Consider the following 19,107-nt stretch of genomic DNA (forward strand, 5'->3'; position numbering starts at 1 on the left):
CCATCTAAGACCCGAACGACTTACACCCCCAGCACCGCCGCATCCAACCCCCGAATGATCTTCGCCAGTTCCACGCATTCATCATGCCGCACCTTGTTGCGGCGCCAGGCGAGGCAGATCGTGCGTTGCGGCATTGGCTCCTGGAACGGCACGATCTTGAGGTCCGGCATGGCGCTGGCCGGCCTTGCCGCCATTTCGGGGATGAGCGTGACGCCGAGACCATGCGCCACCATCTGCAGCAGCGTCGTCAGGCTGGTGGCGCCGTAGCTTGCCATCGCTACGGGACGCACGCTGCCGCACAGGGCCAGCGCCTGTTCGCGCAGGCAGTGGCCTTCCTCCAAAAGCATCAACCGCTCCAGCGCCGGGCTTTCCGGCGGCACCGGTGGCGAGGCGAAGGCTGGATCTCCGGCTGGCACGGCGAGGAAGAAGCGGTCGGCGAACAGTTCCTCGGTGACCAGGCCCGGCTGCTCGAGCGGCAGCGCGGCGATGAAGGCGTCGAGCCGTCCGGTTGCCGTGTCCTCGACCAGTGATGCCGTCACTGCTTCGCGCAGTTCGAGCTGCAGGGACGGAAAATGCCGTTTCAGTTCCGGGAGCACATGCGGCAAAAGATACGGCGCCACGGTCGGGATGATGCCTAGCCGGAAGCGGCCTTCCATGGCCGGGCGGCCGCGCCGGGCCGTCGTCTCGACGTCGCTGATATCGCGCAGGATGCGCTCGATGCGTGGCAGCAGCGCTTGCGCCTCTTCCGTCATCCGCACCGTCTTGCCGCCGCGCTCGAACAGCCGGCAGTTCAGCCTTTGCTCCATCTCGGCGATTTGCGCGGACAGCGCCGGCTGGCTGACACCGGCGAGTTTTGCGGCGCGGCCGAAATGCAGCGTTTGCGCCAAAGCCTCGAAATATTGCATCTGCCGCACGGTCAAGCCAATCATAAGGAAAGCCTATCGCAACAAACAGGAAAGGCAATTTGTTTTTATCGAAGAGACGGCTTAGTCTGGAACCATTCCAGAGTGGCGCGGCTCCCGGCCGGCCCGGAAAAAACAACACATAAATCAGCAATTCGGAGGCCAAGATGGACGCGATGACCGACGACAACAGCGCCGGCAAATGCCCGGTCGCGCATGGAACCTCCGCCAGGACCAACCGCGACTGGTGGCCGAACCAGCTCGACATCGGCGTTCTCCACCAGCAGTCGAGCCTTTCGGACCCAATGGGCGAAGCTTTCGACTACGCCGCGGAGTTCAAGACGCTCGACCTCGACGCGGTGATCGAGGATTTGCACAAGGTGATGACGGATTCGCAGGATTGGTGGCCGGCCGATTTCGGCCATTACGGGCCGCTGTTCATCCGCATGGCCTGGCACAGCGCCGGCACCTATCGCATCGGCGACGGCCGGGGTGGCGCCGGTGCGGGCCAGCAGCGTTTCGCGCCGCTGAACAGCTGGCCGGACAACGCCAATCTCGACAAGGCGCGCCGGCTTTTGTGGCCGGTCAAGCAGAAATACGGCCGCAAGATCTCCTGGGCCGACCTGTTGATTCTCACCGGCAACGTCGCGCTGGAATCGATGGGCTTCAAGACCTTTGGCTTTGCCGGTGGCCGCGCCGATGTCTGGGAGCCCGAGCAGGATGTCGACTGGGGTTCGGAAACCAAGTGGCTCGACGACAAGCGCTATTCCGGCGACCGTGAGTTGCACGGCCATCTCGGCGCGGTGCAGATGGGCCTGATCTACGTCAACCCGGAAGGGCCGAACGGCAAGCCGGATCCGCTGGCCTCGGCCCGCGACATCCGCGAGACCTTCGGACGCATGGCAATGAACGATGAGGAAACCGTGGCGCTGATCGCCGGCGGCCACACCTTCGGCAAGACCCATGGCGCCGGTGATGCAACACTGGTCGGCGCCGAGCCGGAAGGCGCGGGCATCGAGGCGCAGGGCCTCGGCTGGTCGAGCAAGCATGCCACCGGCATTGCCGGCGACGCGATCACATCCGGCCTCGAAGTTACCTGGACGACGACGCCGACCAAGTGGAGCAACAACTTCTTCGACAATCTCTTCAACTTCGAATGGGAGCTGACCAAGAGCCCGGCCGGGGCCTATCAGTGGACGCCGAAGGGCGGCTCTGGCGCGGTTACGGTGCCGGACGCGCACAATCCCTCGAAGCGTCATGCGCCGGCAATGCTGACCACCGACCTCGCGCTGCGGGCCGACCCGGCCTATGAGAAGATCTCGCGCCGCTTCCATGAGCATCCGGAGCAGTTCGCCGATGCCTTCGCCCGTGCCTGGTACAAGCTCACCCATCGCGACATGGGGCCGGTCGTGCGGTATCTCGGCCCGTTGGTGCCGAAGGAAGAGCTGATCTGGCAGGATCCGGTTCCGGCCGTCGACCATGAGCTGGTCAGCGACCAGGACATTGCATTGCTGAAGGCCAAGATCCTGGCTTCGGGCCTCAGCGTTTCGCAATTGGTCTCGACCGCCTGGGCCTCGGCCTCGACCTTCCGCAACTCCGACAAGCGCGGCGGCGCCAATGGCGCGCGCATTCGCCTGGCGCCGCAGAAGGACTGGGAGGTCAACCAGCCTGTCGAACTGGCTACCGTGCTGGCGAAGCTCGAAGCCATCCAGAACGAGTTCAACGCAAGCGGCAAGAAGGTCTCGCTGGCCGACCTCATCGTGCTCGGCGGCGTCGCCGCGGTCGAGAAAGCCGCAACGGATGGCGGCAATGCGGTGAAGGTTCCCTTCACGCCCGGCCGCACCGACGCCTCGCAGGCGCAGACCGACGTCCATTCCTTTGCGGCGCTCGAGCCGAAAATTGACGGCTTCCGCAACTATGTCAGGGGCAAACCGCCGATGTCGGTCGAAGCCATGCTGGTCGACCGGGCGCAACTGCTCAACCTGACGGCGCCGGAGATGACGGTGCTGGTTGGTGGCCTGCGCGTGCTCGGCGCCAACACCGGCGGCTCGAAGCATGGTGTGTTGACCGACAGGCCGGGCACGCTGACGAACGACTTCTTCGTCAACCTGCTCTCGATGAGCACCATCTGGGATCCGGCCTCCGAGCCGGGCTCGCATGAGGTCTATGAAGCACGCGACCGCAAGACCAGGGCAGTCAGGTGGACCGCCACACGCGCCGACCTGATCTTCGGCTCGCATGCGCAGCTGCGCGCGCTGGCCGAGGTCTACGGGTCGGCGGATGCCGGGCAGAAATTCGTTGGCGATTTCGTCAAGGCGTGGACCAAGGTGATGAACGCCGACCGTTTCGACATCGCTGCCTGATACAACCTCCCAAACGAAGGGCGCGGGCCGAGGCCCGCGCCCTTCGTTTTCGCAGGCTTCGAAATCAGTCCTTTTCGAAGATGCGTGCCTTGGCGACGACGCCAGCGATTGCGCCGCCGATCAGCGGCGCAACGATGAACAGCCAGAGCTGGCTGAGGGCTGCGCCGCCGGTAAACAGCGCCGGGCCGATCGAACGCGCCGGATTGAGCGAGGTGCCGGTCACCGGGATCATTGCGAAGTGCAGTCCGGCCAGCGTCAGGCCGATGACCAGGCCGGCGAACGCCGTCGAGTGCTTCTCGGCGGTGACGCCGAGGATGACTGTGACGAAGGTGAAGGTGCCGATCAGCTCCCACAGGAAGGCCGAACTCGTCCCCCATTTCGCCACGTCCCAGCCATTGGCGCCGAAACCGGTGGTGTGCCCGCCGGTCTGGCCGGAGACGATGATCCACAGCGCCAGCGAGGCCAGAATGGCGCCGATGATCTGCGCGATCCAGTAAGGAATCACATCCTTGGCCGGCAGCCGGCCGGCAAGGAAGACGCCGAGCGTGACGGCCGGGTTGAGATGTGCGCCTGAGATGGGACCCACCGCGTAAGCCGCCGCAATCAGGCCGATGCCGAACGCCAGGCCGATGGCTTCCTGGCCCAGCGGCAAGTCGGCGAGAAAGCCACCCGTCGCCACCGACGCCGTGCCGATAAACACCAATAGAAATGTCCCTAGAACTTCCGCAAGATACGTTTTCATTGCCCTCTCCTCGTATCGATCCGTCGGTCCGCTTTTCCGCGCCGCGAATCATGGCGCAAAGAGTATTCCCAACGCAAAAGCTTGGAAAGCAGAGCAATTGCGCCACAGATCGTGCTTACGGCGGCCAGTTACCAACATTAGAGATCTTGCATATATTTGAGATTTGTTATCGCCGGCGGGCGGACATTTGCCGGCGGGGAAAATCGTCGGCCGCGAGCGGAAGGCCTCGTCGCCGCGAAATTCAAGCGGGGTTCAATCTCGACGCGAAACGCTCTAAGAGCAGGCCGAAGGATACTGTGCTCGATAGGTGGAATGACGAATGCGACTGGGCGGACGGCTGGCGGCAGCCATTGAAGTGCTGGACGACATTGGCCGGCGCCACCGGCCGGTGGCCGATGCGCTGAAAGATTGGGGCCTGTCGCATCGCTTTGCCGGCGGCGGCGACCGCGCGGCGATCGGCAACATCGTCTACGACGCGCTGCGCCACAAACGTTCCGCCGGCTGGCTTTTGGGTGAAGACACGCCCCGCGCCATCGGCTTCGGCGCGCTGCTCATCGAATGGGGCCAGACGCCGCAATCGCTTAACGATGCGCTCCAGGGTGACAAGTTCGCGCCGCCGCTGCTCAGCGCCGCCGAGTTGCAGGCGCTGGCCGAGCGCCGGCCTGAAGACGCGCCGGAGGCGGTGCGGGCGGACGTACCCGACTGGTGCGCGCCGTTGTTCGAACGAGCCTTTGGCGCAGACTGGGTTGCGGAAGGGGCGGCTTTGGCGACCCGCCCGCCGCTCGACATCAGGGTCAACACGCTGCAGTCCGACCGCGCCAAAGTGCTGGCGGAACTCGCCGACACCGGCGCCAAGGCAGCTGCTATTGCGCCGCAAGGCATTCGCATCCCGCCCATCGACGGCGACGGCCGGCACCCCAACGTACAGGCCGAGCCGGCTTTCCAAAAGGGCTGGTTCGAGGTTCAGGACGAGGGTTCGCAGATCGTTGCAACCCTTGCCGGCGCGCAAGCCGGGATGCAGGTGCTCGATTTCTGCGCCGGCGCCGGCGGCAAGACGCTGGCGCTATCTGCGGCGATGGCCAACAAAGGCCAGGTCTTCGCCCATGATGCCGAAAAGGCGCGGCTGGCGCCGATCTTCGACCGCATCCGCCGTTCGGAAAACCGCAACGTCCAGGTTGTCACCAAGCCGGCTGAGCTCAGCCCCCTCGCAGGCCACATGGACATCGTGCTGGTCGATGCGCCCTGCACCGGCAGCGGCACCTGGCGGCGCCGTCCAGACGCCAAATGGCGGCTGACGCAAAGACAGCTCGATGCCCGCAAGGGCGAGCAGTCGGCGATCCTCGATGCGGCGAATGCCTATGTCAAACCGGGCGGCCTGCTGGTCTACATCACCTGTTCGGTGTTCGACGAGGAGAATGGCGAGCAGGTCGCCGCCTTTCGCGAACGGCACAAGGGCTTCGTCCCGGTCGATCATCGCGCGCTCTGGGATATCAGCTTCCCCGGTCACGCAGCGGCCGCCCGGATCGGCAAGACAAGCGATATCTCGCTGTCGCCGGCTCTGAGCGGCACCGACGGCTTCTATTTCTGTGCGCTGCGTCGGGCGAATTGACGCTGCGATTGACAGGCTGACATAGCGCTCCAGTTGCAGATGCGCGGCGTCGGCCGCCAGACGGGGTAGAATTCTTGCAAAGATATGTGTCGCTTCTGCTTTTCCTCCTTCTGGTGCTCGGCGGCGGCCTGTTGATCGGCTATGCGACGCTGCCGGGTGAATGGTATGCCTCGCTCGCCAAGCCGCCCTTCAACCCGCCCAACTGGGTCTTCGCGCCGGCCTGGACGCTCCTCTATGTGCTGATCGCCGTGGCCGGCTGGCGGACATGGGAGCGGGAACGAGCAGCCGCCGCGATGAAGATCTGGGCCCTCCAGCTTGTTCTGAACTTCGCGTGGTCGCCGACTTTCTTCGGCGCCAAACAGATGGGGCCGGCACTGGTCGTGATCCTGGCTCTTCTCGCCAGCATTGCGCTGTTCATAGCCACGGTGTGGAACCGCGACCGGGTTTCCGGCTGGCTGTTTGCGCCCTATGCCGCGTGGGTAGCCTTCGCCACCTTGCTCAACGCGTCGCTGCTCCTGTTGAACTGAGTGCTTTGCTGCAGTGCAGCAAAAGCATTTGCGTGGCGTTCAGGCGTCTGCGATAAGCTTTGCAGATAAATCAGGGCGATGGCCATGGCAGCAAAGATCGTACCCGCACCCGAATATGAGGACCGCGTCAGGGCGTCGTTCGCCCGCCAGCAGGCGATGGCGACCATTGGCGCCGAGCTGACCCTTGTGACGCCGGGCATCATCGAGATCGAAATGCCCTATTCCCAGGCACTGACCCAGCAGCACGGTTTCCTCCATGCCGGGGTGATTTCGACGGCGCTGGACTCGGCCTGCGGCTATGCCGCGTTCTCGCTGATGCCGGAAAATTCCGGCGTGCTGACCATCGAATTCAAGGTCAACCTCCTGGCGCCCGGCCGGGGCGAACGCTTCCTGTTCCGCGGCTCGGTGACCAAACCCGGCCGCACCATCATTGTCGCCGATGGCCAGGCGTACGCCTTTGCCGCCGATGGCGAGGCCAAGCTGATCGCGACCATGACCGGCACGATGATGACGGTGGTTGGCCGTGACGGGATAGCGGGATGAGGAGTGGTCCGTGTAACCGACGAAAAGCCCCCAAATTGGCTTTTCGAGCGACCCGGAGCCATAGCGAAGGGCCGGCAGGCGACGAGAGCACCGCCCTTTTTGTTCCGCAGCCGAGGGAGTCGAATTCATGACCGGCAAAGTGTCGCGAATTGGCGGCAAGGACGTTCTTTTCGTCATGGCGGCGCAGGCCGAGTACGGTCCGCATCTGCAGAAACTGTTCACGCCGCTGATGACGGGCGTCGGCCCGGTAGAGGCAGGTGTGCGGCTCGGCGCCGAACTGTCATGGCTGAAATCCGAGAAGGCGTTGCCCGATCTCGTCGTCTCGCTCGGCTCCGCCGGCAGCCGCACGCTTGAACAGACGCAAATCTACCAGGCGGTCTCGGTCAGCTATCGCGACATCGACGCTTCGCCGCTGGGCTTCGAGAAAGGGGTTACGCCGTTTCTCGACCTGCCGGTGACAGTGCCGCTGCCGTTCAGGATACCGGGCATTAAAGAAGCCAGCATGTCGACCGGCGGCGCCGTCATCACCGGTGCCGCCTATGACGCCATCGCCGCCGACATGGTCGACATGGAAACCTTCGCCTGCCTGCGCGCCTGCCAGTTGTTCGATGTCCCGCTTATCGGCCTGCGCGGCATTTCAGACGGTGCAGCCGATCTGCGCCACGTTGGCGACTGGACCGAATATCTGCATGTCATCGACGAGAAGCTGGCGGATGCAGTCGTGCGCCTCGAACAGGCCATCGGCTCCGGCACGCTACACAAGGAGCAGCCTGGGCAAGAGCCGGCAGCGCTCTGAAAGTCGGGCTACGCACCCCATTGCGCCGACTCGTTTCTTTCTCTAAAGGCTCGCCATGACGACAGCCAATCATCCCGATACAGTCCTGATTGTCGATTTCGGCAGCCAGTTTACGCAGCTCATCGCCCGCCGCATCCGCGAGGCCGGCGTGTTTTCCGAGATCGTGCCATTTCAATCGGCCGAAGCTGCCTTCAAGCGTATCAATCCAAAAGCCGTGATCCTGTCGGGCGGTCCCGCCTCGACATCAGACATCGGCAGCCCGCGCGCGCCGCAGATCGTCTTCGATGCCGGCGTGCCGGTGCTCGGTATCTGCTACGGCCAGATGGCCATGTGCGTGCAGATGGGCGGCGTAGCCGAAAGCTCGAACCATCGCGAATTCGGCCGTGCCTTCGTCGAGATCGAGAAGGACAGCCCGCTGTTCGAGGGCCTGTGGGCGCCAGGCCAGCGCCACCAGGTGTGGATGAGCCATGGCGACCGCGTCATCTCGCTGCCCAAGGGGTTCGAGGTCTTCGGCAAGTCGGAAGGCTCGCCCTTCGCCATTTTCGGCAACGTCGCGCGCAAGATGTACGGCATCATGTTCCACCCGGAAGTTGTGCATACGCCGGATGGCGCCAGGCTGCTGAGAAACTTCGTGCACAACATCGCCGGCATCGAAGGCGACTGGACGATGCGCGCCTATCGCGAGCATGCGGTCGAAACCATTCGCGAGCAGGTCGGCAAGGGCAAGGTGATCTGCGCGCTGTCTGGCGGCGTGGATTCATCGGTCGCTGCCTTGCTGATCCACGAAGCGGTAGGCGACCAGCTGACCTGCATTCTTGTCGACCATGGCCTTATGCGCAAGGACGAGGCCGCCGGCGTGGTGGCGATGTTCCGCCAGCACTACAATCTGCCGCTGATCCTGGTCGACGCGTCGGAAAAATTCATCTCGGCGCTGGAAGGCGAGTCCGACCCCGAGAAGAAGCGCAAGACCATCGGCCGGCTGTTCATCGAAGTGTTCGAGGAAGAGGCCAAGAAACTCGGCGGCGCCGATTTCCTGGCGCAAGGCACGCTCTATCCCGACGTCATCGAGAGCGTCTCCTTCACCGGCGGCCCGTCGGTGACCATCAAGTCGCACCACAATGTCGGCGGCCTGCCGGCGCGCATGAACATGCAACTGGTCGAGCCGCTGCGCGAACTGTTCAAGGACGAGGTGAGGGCACTGGGCAAGGAACTCGGCCTGCCCGAAAGTTTTATCGGCCGCCATCCGTTCCCTGGACCAGGCCTTGCCATCCGCTGCCCCGGCGGTATCACCCGCGAGAAGCTCGAAATCCTGCGCGAGGCCGACGCCATCTATCTCGACGAGATCCGCAAGGCCGGCCTCTACGACGCCATCTGGCAGGCTTTCGCCGTGCTGCTTCCGGTGCAGACCGTCGGTGTGATGGGCGACGGCCGCACCTACGAATTCGTCTGCGCGCTGCGCGCCGTGACGTCCGTCGACGGCATGACCGCCGACTTCTACCACTACGACATGGCTTTCCTCGGCGCGGCGGCCACCCGCATCATCAACGAAGTCCGCGGCATCAACCGCGTCGTCTACGACGTGACGTCGAAGCCGCCAGGCACCATCGAGTGGGAATGATTCAGACCTACCCAAACGCCGCCGGAAACACGCGATTGTACGCCACAACCATTTGATAACACGTATAAATTTATTCGGAGACAATTAGCGACAATCGGTGCGGAGATTGGATTTGACGGACCGGCTGACGGACCTTCCGCAAATTGCTAGCTCAGATTTTTCGAAGTACCGTCAGATCCAATGAGGCTCTGACGGTGTTTTTTGATGCCTTAAGGCACTGAAGATAAAACGAATGTTCTGCCGAAGAGCCTCGAAATTGTACTGACGGTACTTTTCAGGAGGTAGCGGGGAATGCTGACGGACGTCGCCCTTAAAGCCCTGAACCAAAAGTGAAAATCTACAAGATTGCTTACCGCGACGGCATGTATGTTCGCGTCATGCCTAGTGGCGCGATCTCCTTTCGGCTGGATTACAGGCTCAACGGACGCCGCGAGACGGTCTGTCTTGGCAGGTATGGACGGGACGGAATCTCACTTGCCCTTGCCCGAGAGAAGTGTCTCGACGCGAAGCGCGCTATTGGCGAGGGACGGTCGCCGGCGATACAAGCGCCGAGTTGTGACACCGATCACCGGCCGACTTCAGCGCCGAATGGCTACCAAACCAAAGCGATGTCCGGGCCGTCAAGGCCTCTTCTATCTCGGCCAAGCCGGCCCGGAGCCCGCATTCAGTCACATCCCTTGAACCTGGGTGCAGAGCTGCTGCATCGAAGCCATTTGAGCAGCCGAGTTCGCGCCCGAACCCGTGCTGGTGCTGGCGGTCGTATCGCCAGCTGTATTCGAGGATCCCGACGTGCCGGTGGTTGTACCCGAACCAGTGCTGTTGCTGGCCGTGGTGTTACTGCCGGTCGAACCAGAGCTGCCTGAAGTGCCGGTGGCTGTGCCAGAGCCGGTGCCGATACTCGCCGTTGTATCACTGCCGGTCGAAGCCGAGCTACCTGACGTGCCGGTCATTGTGCCAGAGCCAGTGCCGTTACTGGCCGTCATCCTCGAGCAGTCGGAGCGAACCTGTGCCTGCTGTTCAGAGCTCAGGGACGACCAGTTCTTGCGGATCTCATCCTGCGACAGAAGTCTTCCCGAATTGGCGTCGCTGAAGAATGAGCCGGAGAGCTTGCTGTCCCAGCCGCTCGGGATACCGCTTTGGCCGGAGCCGGACGTAGAGCTCATACTGGACCCGGCCGATGAGCCGGACGTTCCGTTCGTGCCGCTGGATGTTCCCGACGACTGCGCCAAGGCCGCGGTGGCGAGACAGAGAGAGATCGCTGTAGCTGTCAAAATCTTACGTTTCATGTGAGTCTCCTTTGGGGTTCGACGCCGTTGCGGCGTCGAATCCTAATCCCGAGGAAAGGCACTTGTTCCTGTAAAGAGTGGAATTCGATGTCATGATCCTTGTGCACCAGCCTTGGCCTCGAATGCGATGCCGGAGCGCTTCAACGACGACTGACGCCTCAGGCGAGAGCTGTCCGCTACTGGGTGTTAGAGGCGATATGCGGAACGCTTCCCGAATAGTTGGGTGCCACCATCGGGTAATTGCGAGGCAGGTTCCATTTGGTTCGGTAATCGTCCGGATTCATGCCCAGTCGGCCAAGGTGCGAACTGCGTCGGGTCTCGGTTAGAGACAGGAGGGTGGCCTTTGCCGCGGCGTATAGCTCGACATTCGGAGCTCGTCTCGACCGCGCACACTCAATATATTTTACGATGACGCCCCCAGATGTCATATGAGCGAATGCCTTTCCGGCGAAATAAATTGCTCCCAGCAGGTCGACGCTCAGCACCTTCAGCCAGCCCGCTCTAGTGAATGCCTCAATGGTTAAAGATTATCAGGCCGGCGCGTTGTTGACGATTATTACCAACCTGCCGAACGCGTGAGCGCAAGTCGACAGCACCGTGATAGCGGCCTCCCCGGCGCGCCCCTTGTCGAACCGATGCGCGCCTTCTCGACCTTGCCTCCACCCACGTCGGCTCACCCGTGCACCTTCGGTGCCCAACCGCATGGCGATGGCCAGTCCAATGCCGCTTGCAGCACCGGTTACAATGCAGTCTTGTTATCCAGGCGCATCGGGTTCGACCTCTTTCTGGGGAGCAGCAAGTGGTTCAGTCCAGCCTTCAGCGACCCGATCCACGCTCAGCAGGCTGCGCGCATAATCCTGTTGCGCGCGAACAATGGCATCGTCTTGCTGTGAGGGAAGAAAGACCGGCAAAGCAAGGCAGACACTTTGTGTGGCCAACAGCTTGTTCCAGTTCGCGATCAGCGCCTTGAAAGCGCGCCCCACCGCCCTCGGATTTCGGTCGAGGTCATAGAGGCCGAGCGGATTGATCCGTCCGTTGTTCTCCCGAAGCGCACTGTCCCAGTCCACCTGATCCGTCAGCGAGTACCAGGTGAAGCCTACGATGGGGATGCCATCGTTGCGGATCCGCAGCACGTTGGCCCACTCTTTCCACAGCCAATAGACGGCCTCGTCTCCATTGGGGCCTTCGCTGATGTTGGTCTCCGTATGCATTACGGGAAACCGGTAGCGGTTGAAGTACTGCCGCGTGATCTCGTCATAGCCAAACACCTCGCCGGACCCGGACGTCGTTCCGTCTGCCCAAACCCGATGTTCGTTGGTCTGGTAATAGTCGGTGCCCATCACGCAATGCCTGCGCAGATGGCTTTCCAGGAAGAAACTGTATTCTTCGGCCGTCATCCCGTTTTCGAGAAGATAGCGATAGGTGTGCGCGTCGACGTCATGACCGTAGTTGAGGTCAAGCGACAGGAAACGCTCGCTGTTGAACCGTTCCGCTCTGCCGACCGCCTCGGGAGAATCGGCGTGGAAGTATTCCGAGGATTCGCTCTGAATGAAGATGGCGTCCGGCCGCACCTCGAGAATCGCCCGCATGGCAAGCACGTTCGCCTTCACGATGTGCTTGAGGGCGGTGACGAAAGCAGTGTCGCTGCTCAGTTGTTCGTTCCACCATCCCCAGCGGGCCGAAAAGGTGGCGCAGATGAACATCTCATTTATTGGGGTGAAGAGCTGGATCCACGGATAGCGCATCGCGAAATCCCTGGCGTAGTGCTCGAATAGTGTCGGAAAGTCCGGGTTCTGGAAGTTGCCAATCCAGTCCGGCACGCCAAAATGGCAAAGGTCGACGATCGGAAGAATGTCTTTCGCCTTCAGGTCCGCGAAGGTCTCATCGGCGAATGCCCAATCATAACGTCCGTCACCCAGCCATGTTTTGTGGATGGGAGGTCCGTAGCGGAGGAAATGCACCCCGAGATCCTGGACCAGTTCGAAGTCGGTGCGCCATCGTTCGTAGAAGCGGCATTTTTCCATTTCGTCGACGCGCTCCCGGCCTTGTCGAATGGTGGGGGTGCTGTTCTCGATGCCGGTGGCAAACATGAACGTGAACATTGATGGTCCTTAGCCAAGGCGGAGATGCCCGCGCTTGGTCAAACGTTCAGTGCTCGACGCAGTTCCTGCAAGACTGCTTGTCAAGTTCGGTGGGCGCCTGACAACCACGTGCCTGCAAGTGCTATTCACAGTCGGTTGACCGTTCGTTGCGAAAGGCAACGGCACATGGCGGAAAAGCCTTCGAACCGGCTTTTTGCCAAAGCCGGAGAATGGCTGGTCGAGAAGGTTCAGCGGCGATTTCTCCAGCCTCACCCGGCCATTCGGAAAGATGGCGCTACGCTCGTGATTGTGAGCAGGGGCCACCCAGGCATAGGCGGGTCGAGATTGGCGGAATTCTATCCCACGGTTCAAGCGAGCAGCTTGCGCCGAATATGATCGGACTATGCTGGACGGAGAGGTCGGCTTCGGGCCAGCCCAGTTGGCGTCAAACGGGTCTTTGCGAGTTAAGGCGGTATGGTAGTTATCCACGTTTGCAAACTGCAAACGGACGTTCCGCTGCCGGCCCCATTTGAGCCATTCACTGGGACGCAGACCGCGGTACATCACCGATATTCTCGAAGCCAATAGTTGGTCTCGTTCATCGTCCCATGGTTCGACAGACCCATACGAGAGAATACGAGAGATATGGACCGGCGAACCATCCGCTGTATTGATCTCCTGTAGAAAACAGTGCCCCTCAGAGACTAGCATGATCGTTATTTGTCAATGCGCTGCGAAGCTGTTCGCCCAATTGATTCAAGAAGCTGATCCAGCCACTCCCTGACCGCATTTATCTTCTGCCGAACGGCAGCACCGCGCCTGAATCCTGCCTCCGGATCAATGTTCGCGTGCAAAAACGGCCGCTCGCGAACATACATTGACAGGTCCAGTTCCGAACAATAAGTTCGGTCATAGAACGAATTAACGGGAGTTCAATGTGACTGACCTGCCGCGCATATCCCGTCAGTTCTCACAGCGCTCCGTGATGGAAGCGATCGTCCAGGGCGGGCCGATCTCCCGCGCCTCGATCGCCAAGCTGACGGGCCTGTCGAAGCAGACCATCTCCGAAATCATGCGCGGGCTCGAGCAGGAGGGCTGGGTCCAGGAAACCGGCCGCACCAGCGGCCATGTCGGGCGCACCGCCGTCACCTACGAACTGGTCCACGACGCAGCCTATATCATCGCCGTCGACCTTGGCGGCACCAAGGTGCGGGTCGCGCTGACGGACCTTGCCTGCCAGATCTTTGCCGAAGCCGCCACACCGACCGACCCGCGCGGCGGCCAGTTCGTCGTCGATCAGATTGCAGCGCTGGCCTTCGATGCCGCGGCCAGACAGCACGTCGCGCGCAAGAAGATACGCCTGGCCGTCATCGGCGCGCCTGGCGCTCCTGACCCGGCCACCGGCCGCATTTTAATGGCGCCGAACATTGCCGGCTTCGACACAATGAATGTGCTGGATGCCTTCGAAGAAGCGCTCGGCGTCGCGGTGATGATCGAGAACGACGTCAATCTCGCGGTGCTTGGCGAGAACTGGCTCGGCCAAGGCCAGGGCATCGACAATCTCGCCTACATCGCGCTCGGCACCGGCATCGGCAGCGGGCTGATGCTGGGCGGCCATCTGGTGCGGGGTGCTGGGCACGCCGCCGGCGAGATCGGTTTCATGCCGATCGGGGCCGATCCCTTCACCGAGGAATCACTGCGCACCGGCGCATTCGAACGCGCGGTGGCCACCCACGCCATGACCGATCGCTACCACGCTCTCACCGGCAGGCAGGTCTCGGTGCCGGCAATATTCGAGAATGCCGCGCTTGGCGACAAGGACGCGCTCACCGTGCTCGACGAAACTGCCCGCCATCTGGCGCAAGGCGTTGCGGCAATCGCGGCAATCGCCAATCCAGAAAAGTTTATCCTCGGCGGCTCGATTGGGTTGCGGCCCGAAATCCTGTCCAGGGTGCAGGCGCTTCTGCCGCTATGCTTCCCCTATCCGGTCAGGGTCGAGGCGAGCGAACTCGGCGCACGCGCAGCCCTCATTGGCGCGGCGGCAATCGGCCTTGGCCAGTTGCACAACACGCTGTTCGGCGTCGACGCGCCTGATGGCCGGATTTCGCTGCCGCCTGCCCAGGCCGCCGCCCTGAAGGAGGCCGCGATATGACTCACGATATTACCGCCCGCCTGCAGGCAGCGCTCGACCGCGACGACGCACTAACGCTGTTTCGCCGCGCCATCGGCCGAGAGAGCATCACCGGCAACGAAGCCAACTTCGTCGACTTCCTAGAAGCCAGGATGCGCGACCTTGACCTCAGCGGCCTGACCAGGACGGAATTTCTTCCCGGGCGGCCCAACATCTGGGGCGAGCGCAAGGGGTCCGACCAGGGAAAGCGCCTGCTGTTCATGGGCCATACCGACACCGTCCATGTCGACGGCTGGCGCGAGCATTGGGCAGGCACCGAGCGTGAGGATCCGTTCGCCGCCCCGATCATTGATGGTGCTGTCTGGGGCCGCGGCTCAGGCGACCTCAAGGCCGGCATCACTGCTTCGCTGGCGGCACTCGCGCTACTCGACAAGGCAGGCGTTCGCCTCAAGGGCGACGTCGCCTTCGCTTTCATCGGCGACGAGGAGAGCGGCCAGCCCGGCACCGGCATTTCCGCCGGGATCAAGCACTTCGTCGGACGCATCGAGACCGGCGAGGTCACAGCACCCGATTTCAGCGTCTATGTCGAGCCGACCCGCCTGGCCGTTTATGCGGCGCAGATCGGCTTCTTCATCACCGATATCTCGATTACCGGCAAATCCGCCTATTTCGGTGTGCCAGAACTCGGCAAGGATGCGCTCCGTGCAAGCCATGCCGCGATGACGGCGCTTTGGAAGCATTCGGATGAGGTCGCCGCGCGCGCCGAGCACAAACTGGTCGGGCGCGGCTTCCTGCTTATCACCGGGCTTGCCGGCGGCGGCTACATTGCCGTTCCCGAGCGCTGCACGCTCTCGCTGATCCGTAAGCTGTTGCCTGGCGAAGACCTCGACACCGCCGCCGCCGAGATCGAGGCTGCCGTGCGCGGCGCGATCACCGATCCGGATATTTCGGTAGAGTTCGCCTACCCCGCCGGCCGCGACCACAGGCTGGGCGGCACCGCTGCCGAGATCGGCGAAACGCGGGCGGAAGTCGCCATGCTGTCCGACGCGATGGCCGGCGCAATGAGCGGACGCGGCGTCATCGAGGGCGCACCGTTCTGGTCGGAGTCCCCCTTCATCATCAATCAGCTCGGTATTCCTGCCGTCTATTGCGCGCCCGGCGACATCAGGAATTGCCACACATTCGAGGAGCACGTGGATGTCGAGGAATATTTCGCCGGCATAGTCGGCTTCGCCGCCTTCATGGCCCGCTATTGCGGCGTGGCCGACTGAACCACCAACGAAGCAAAATGGGAGAACTGACATGCCGATGAAGACACTGATCGCCGCCGCCTTTGCCGGCGGATTGATGCTTGCCGCCAACCCAGCTTTCGCACAGACGGTCGGCCCGCAGGGCGAGAGCGCCACGCCGAGCGCCGACGTGATCCTAAGCGATGCCGACATCGCCGCGCTCAAGGACAAGGGCTACAAGGCTGCCTTGCTCTGGCACACCTCGTCCGATTTCACCAATGCGGTAACCGCCGGCGCCACCGACGAATTCGCCCGCGCCGGTATCACCATTGCGGTCAAAACGGATGCCCAGTTCGACTCCGCCCGCCAGCGCAGCGACATCGAGACGGCGTTGGCCGCCAAGCCCAACGTCATCTTGGCGCTGCCGCTCGACCCGGTCACCTCGGCAGAAGCCTTCCGCCAGGCGGTCAAGGACGGCACCAAGCTGGTGTTCCTGTCCAACTTGCCCAAGGACTACAAGCAGGGCACCGACTACGCTTCGATCGTGACTGACGATCTATTCCAGATGGGCAAGCAGGCTGCGGACGCGATGGCCAAGGCGATCGGCGGCAAGGGCAAGGTCGGCTACATTTTCCACGACGCTGCCTACTACGTCACCAACCAGCGCGACCAAGCCTTCAAGACCACCATCGAGAAGGTCTATCCCGACATCAAGATCGTCGCCGAACAGGGCATATCCGACCCGGCCCGCGCCGAGGAACTGGCCAACGCGATGCTTTTGCAACATCCCGATCTCGACGGCATCTACGTGACCTGGGCCGAGCCGGCCGACGGCGTGCTGTCGGCGCTACGCGGCGCCGGCAACGCCAGGACCAAGATCGTCACGCTCGACCTCGCCGAGCCGGTCGCGCTCGACATGGTCAAGGGCGGCAATGTCGCAGCCCTCGTCGCCGACAAGGCCTATGAACTCGGCCGCGCCATGGCTGCTTCCGGCATGAAGTCGCTGCTTGGCCAGCCGACACCAGCCTTCGTCGTCGCCCCGGCCCTGACCGTCACCAAGGAGAATGTCGCGCAGGGCTGGAAGGACTCGCTCAACCGCGACGCGCCGCAGCCGGTGCTCGACGCGTTCAAGTAAGGCTCTCGCTCCGGCGCGGCCCGCCGCACCGGAGCTTTTCTTCGACAACAAAAAGGGGAATCGGGACATGCGCATAGCATCTGCAATCATAACGACGGTGGCGAGCCTGCTAGCCATGCACGCCTTCGCCGCCGAAGGCGTCACCACAGGACCGAATGGTGAAAAGCCGGTGCCGGCGAGCAGTCTTACGCTGACGCCAGCCGAAGAGCAGCAGATCAAGGACGGCAAGTTCACCGCCGCCCTCGTCTGGCACGAGATGAGCGAATACACCAACGCCGTCAATGCCGGCGCCCATGACGAATTCAAGCGCCTCGGCATCGAGGTGGTGGCGCAGACCGATGCCGGTTTCGACGCCGCGCGACAGAAGGCCGATATCGAGACGGTGATGGCCAAAAAGCCGTCGATCATCCTGTCGCTTCCCGTCGATCCGGCGACTGCAGCTTCGGTCTACGATCCGGCACGACAGGCCGGCGTCAAGCTCGGCTTCGTCGACAATTCCCCGGCCGGCTACAAGCAGGGCAGGGACTATGTCACCATCGTCTCCGACGATCTCTTTCAGATGGGCAACAAGGCCGGCATCGCCATGGCCGAGGCGCTCGGCAAGAAAGGCAAGGTCGGCTACATCTTCCACGATGCCGACTTCTACGTCACCAACCAGCGCGACCAGGCCTTCAAGAAGACCATCGAGCAGGACTATCCCGATATGAAGATCGAGGCCGAGGCCGGCATGGCCGACCCGGCGCGCAGCGAAGACATCGCCCAGGCGATGATCACCCAGCATCCGGACCTGGACGGCATCTATGTCACCTGGGCCGAACCGGCGCTGAGCGTGCTTTCGGCCTTGCGCGGTGCCGGCAACACGCACACCAAGATTGTCACGCTCGACCTCAATGAGCCTGCCGCGCTCGACATGGTCAAGGGCGGCAACATCGCGGCCCTCGTCGCCGACGAGGCCTACAGCATTGGCGTGACGCTGGCGCGCGCCTCGGCAGGTTCTCTGGTCGGCAAGAAGGCCGAACCATTCTATGCCGTAGATTCCATCGCCGTCACCAAGGACACGGTGAAGGACGGTTGGAAGAAGTCCCTCAACAGGGACGTACCGGCGGCTATCGCGGACGCGGTGAAATAGGCTCGAGGCGAAGCGCTCACCACCGGAGGAATAAAATGTCCAGTGCCAACACCAGTGCCGGTGGCAGCTTCGCCAGCCGCTTCAACCTGCAGCAATACGTCGTCTACCTCGGTTTCCTGGCGATCTTCCTGTTCTTCGCCATTGTGCTGAGGGACAGCGGCTTCCTCACCGTCCGAAACTTATCGAACATCGTGTTGCAGACGACGCCGGTGACGATCATGGCCATCGGCCTGGTCTTCGTCATGTCGGCCGGAGAAATCGATTTGTCGATCGGCTCGATCGTGGCGGTGGCGGCCCTTGCAGCCGCCGTCACCATCAACGCGTACGGCATGCCGGCAGGGATAGTCGCCGGCCTCGGCGCCGGCCTGCTGATCGGCGTCATCAACGGCGTGCTGGTGGCGTATGTCAGGCTGCCCTCCTTCCTGGTGACGCTGGCGACGCTCGGCCTGTTCGCCGGCGTTTCGCGTTCGATGACAGACCTTCGCTCAATCTCGGTGACCAACGAAGCGTTCACCGGCTTCTTCGGTTCCGGCTCGCTGCTCGGTGTCCCCTCACTCGTCTGGTGGTCGGTGATTGCCGTGGCCATCGGCCACCTGGTGTTCCGCGAAACCCGTTTCGGCGCGCATGTGCTGGCGACCGGCGACAATGCCCGCGCCGCAAGCGTATCGGGCATCAGCGTGCCCAGGATCAGGCTCGCCGTGCTGACCATCAGCGGCGGGCTCGCCGGTCTTGCCGGCTTGCTCTATGCCGGTCGCCTGCAGGCGGCGAAATATACTCTCGGCGAAACCGACCTGATGACGGTCATCGCCGCCGTCATCGTCGGCGGCACGCTGCTCAATGGCGGCAAGGGCTCCGTGGTCGGCGCGCTGGTCGGCTCGTTGATGATGGGCATGCTCAACAACGGCCTGATCCTGATGGGCCTGTCGGTCTCCGACCAGATGATCGTGCGCGGCCTCATTATCCTGACCGCAGTCGCCGTGTCGCTGCGCGAAAAGAACCGCTGAAGGAAGCCATCC

The 19,107-nt window shown here is 62.7% G+C and carries 16 protein-coding genes and 1 pseudogene; 13 read left to right on the forward strand and 4 right to left on the reverse strand.

Annotation, left to right across the window (positions count from 1 at the left end; genetic code table 11):
• Nucleotides 1-20: 20 nt before the first annotated feature.
• Entirely contained in the window at nt 21-929 is a 909-nt protein-coding gene (locus tag AC3EML_RS10945; protein WP_023667719.1) for a hydrogen peroxide-inducible genes activator, read from the reverse strand.
• A gap of 140 nt (nt 930-1,069) precedes the next feature.
• On the opposite strand from AC3EML_RS10945, the gene katG reads away from it, so the two are divergent.
• The gene (gene katG / locus AC3EML_RS10950; RefSeq protein ID WP_027050224.1) at nt 1,070-3,265 is read left to right on the forward strand and encodes a catalase/peroxidase HPI; all 2,196 of its coding nucleotides are present in this window, start codon (nt 1,070-1,072) and stop codon (nt 3,263-3,265) included.
• A gap of 64 nt (nt 3,266-3,329) precedes the next feature.
• On the opposite strand, the gene AC3EML_RS10955 is transcribed toward katG, so the two are convergent.
• Nucleotides 3,330-4,007 (reverse strand): MIP family channel protein, encoded by a 678-nt coding sequence (locus AC3EML_RS10955; RefSeq protein ID WP_023681822.1) that lies wholly within the window; start codon nt 4,005-4,007, stop codon nt 3,330-3,332.
• 319 nt (nt 4,008-4,326) lie between these two features.
• Between AC3EML_RS10955 and AC3EML_RS10960 the strand changes: the two genes are divergently transcribed.
• The 7 genes and pseudogenes from AC3EML_RS10960 (at nt 4,327) to AC3EML_RS10990 (ending at nt 10,390) form a co-directional block, all read left to right on the forward strand.
• Complete coding sequence (locus tag AC3EML_RS10960) at nt 4,327-5,616, forward strand: RsmB/NOP family class I SAM-dependent RNA methyltransferase (protein WP_352521145.1); 1,290 nt, start codon at nt 4,327-4,329, stop codon at nt 5,614-5,616.
• A 74-nt stretch (nt 5,617-5,690) separates the two neighbouring features.
• On the forward strand, nt 5,691-6,143 hold the full coding sequence (locus tag AC3EML_RS10965) for a TspO/MBR family protein (RefSeq protein ID WP_023704461.1): 453 nt from the start codon (nt 5,691-5,693) through the stop codon (nt 6,141-6,143).
• A gap of 84 nt (nt 6,144-6,227) precedes the next feature.
• Entirely contained in the window at nt 6,228-6,686 is a 459-nt protein-coding gene (locus tag AC3EML_RS10970) for a PaaI family thioesterase (RefSeq protein WP_352521146.1), read from the forward strand.
• Nucleotides 6,687-6,813: 127 nt separating this feature from the next.
• Entirely contained in the window at nt 6,814-7,482 is a 669-nt protein-coding gene (locus AC3EML_RS10975) for a 5'-methylthioadenosine/S-adenosylhomocysteine nucleosidase (protein ID WP_352513742.1), read from the forward strand.
• A 55-nt stretch (nt 7,483-7,537) separates the two neighbouring features.
• Nucleotides 7,538-9,100: a glutamine-hydrolyzing GMP synthase gene (guaA, locus tag AC3EML_RS10980; protein WP_352521147.1), complete on the forward strand. Its 1,563-nt coding sequence runs from the start codon at nt 7,538-7,540 to the stop codon at nt 9,098-9,100.
• Nucleotides 9,101-9,391: 291 nt separating this feature from the next.
• Nucleotides 9,392-9,645 (forward strand): annotated as a pseudogene (locus tag AC3EML_RS10985) (Arm DNA-binding domain-containing protein); the annotation flags it as partial.
• A 196-nt stretch (nt 9,646-9,841) separates the two neighbouring features.
• Nucleotides 9,842-10,390, forward strand: coding sequence for a hypothetical protein (locus AC3EML_RS10990; protein WP_023667727.1), 549 nt, complete (start codon nt 9,842-9,844; stop codon nt 10,388-10,390).
• 172 nt (nt 10,391-10,562) lie between these two features.
• Here the strand turns inward: AC3EML_RS10990 and AC3EML_RS10995 are convergent, their stop codons facing one another.
• Both AC3EML_RS10995 and AC3EML_RS11000 read right to left on the reverse strand, forming a co-directional pair.
• On the reverse strand, nt 10,563-10,904 hold the full coding sequence (locus AC3EML_RS10995) for an SDR family oxidoreductase (RefSeq protein WP_488505397.1): 342 nt from the start codon (nt 10,902-10,904) through the stop codon (nt 10,563-10,565).
• A gap of 237 nt (nt 10,905-11,141) precedes the next feature.
• A complete protein-coding gene (locus tag AC3EML_RS11000; protein ID WP_352521148.1) occupies nt 11,142-12,488 on the reverse strand; it encodes a family 1 glycosylhydrolase in 1,347 nt (448 codons plus the stop codon).
• Between the two features lie 916 nt (nt 12,489-13,404).
• On the opposite strand from AC3EML_RS11000, the gene AC3EML_RS11005 reads away from it, so the two are divergent.
• The 5 genes from AC3EML_RS11005 (at nt 13,405) to AC3EML_RS11025 (ending at nt 19,095) form a co-directional block, all read left to right on the forward strand.
• Nucleotides 13,405-14,619, forward strand: a complete 1,215-nt coding sequence (locus AC3EML_RS11005; RefSeq protein ID WP_023681814.1) for an ROK family transcriptional regulator — start codon at nt 13,405-13,407, stop codon at nt 14,617-14,619.
• Nucleotides 14,616-15,869: a M20 family metallopeptidase gene (locus AC3EML_RS11010; RefSeq protein WP_352462144.1), complete on the forward strand. Its 1,254-nt coding sequence runs from the start codon at nt 14,616-14,618 to the stop codon at nt 15,867-15,869. Before AC3EML_RS11005 ends, AC3EML_RS11010 begins: the two co-directional genes overlap by 4 nt.
• 31 nt (nt 15,870-15,900) lie before the next feature.
• Nucleotides 15,901-16,962: a substrate-binding domain-containing protein gene (locus tag AC3EML_RS11015; protein WP_031194643.1), complete on the forward strand. Its 1,062-nt coding sequence runs from the start codon at nt 15,901-15,903 to the stop codon at nt 16,960-16,962.
• A 67-nt stretch (nt 16,963-17,029) separates the two neighbouring features.
• Nucleotides 17,030-18,091 carry a substrate-binding domain-containing protein gene (locus tag AC3EML_RS11020; protein ID WP_023735717.1) on the forward strand — a complete coding sequence of 354 codons (1,062 nt, stop codon included), beginning with the start codon at nt 17,030-17,032 and terminating at the stop codon, nt 18,089-18,091.
• Nucleotides 18,092-18,126: 35 nt separating this feature from the next.
• On the forward strand, nt 18,127-19,095 hold the full coding sequence (locus AC3EML_RS11025; RefSeq protein ID WP_023692325.1) for an ABC transporter permease: 969 nt from the start codon (nt 18,127-18,129) through the stop codon (nt 19,093-19,095).
• Nucleotides 19,096-19,107 lie beyond the last annotated feature (12 nt).

The organism is Mesorhizobium sp. P170090 (assembly GCF_057786115.1).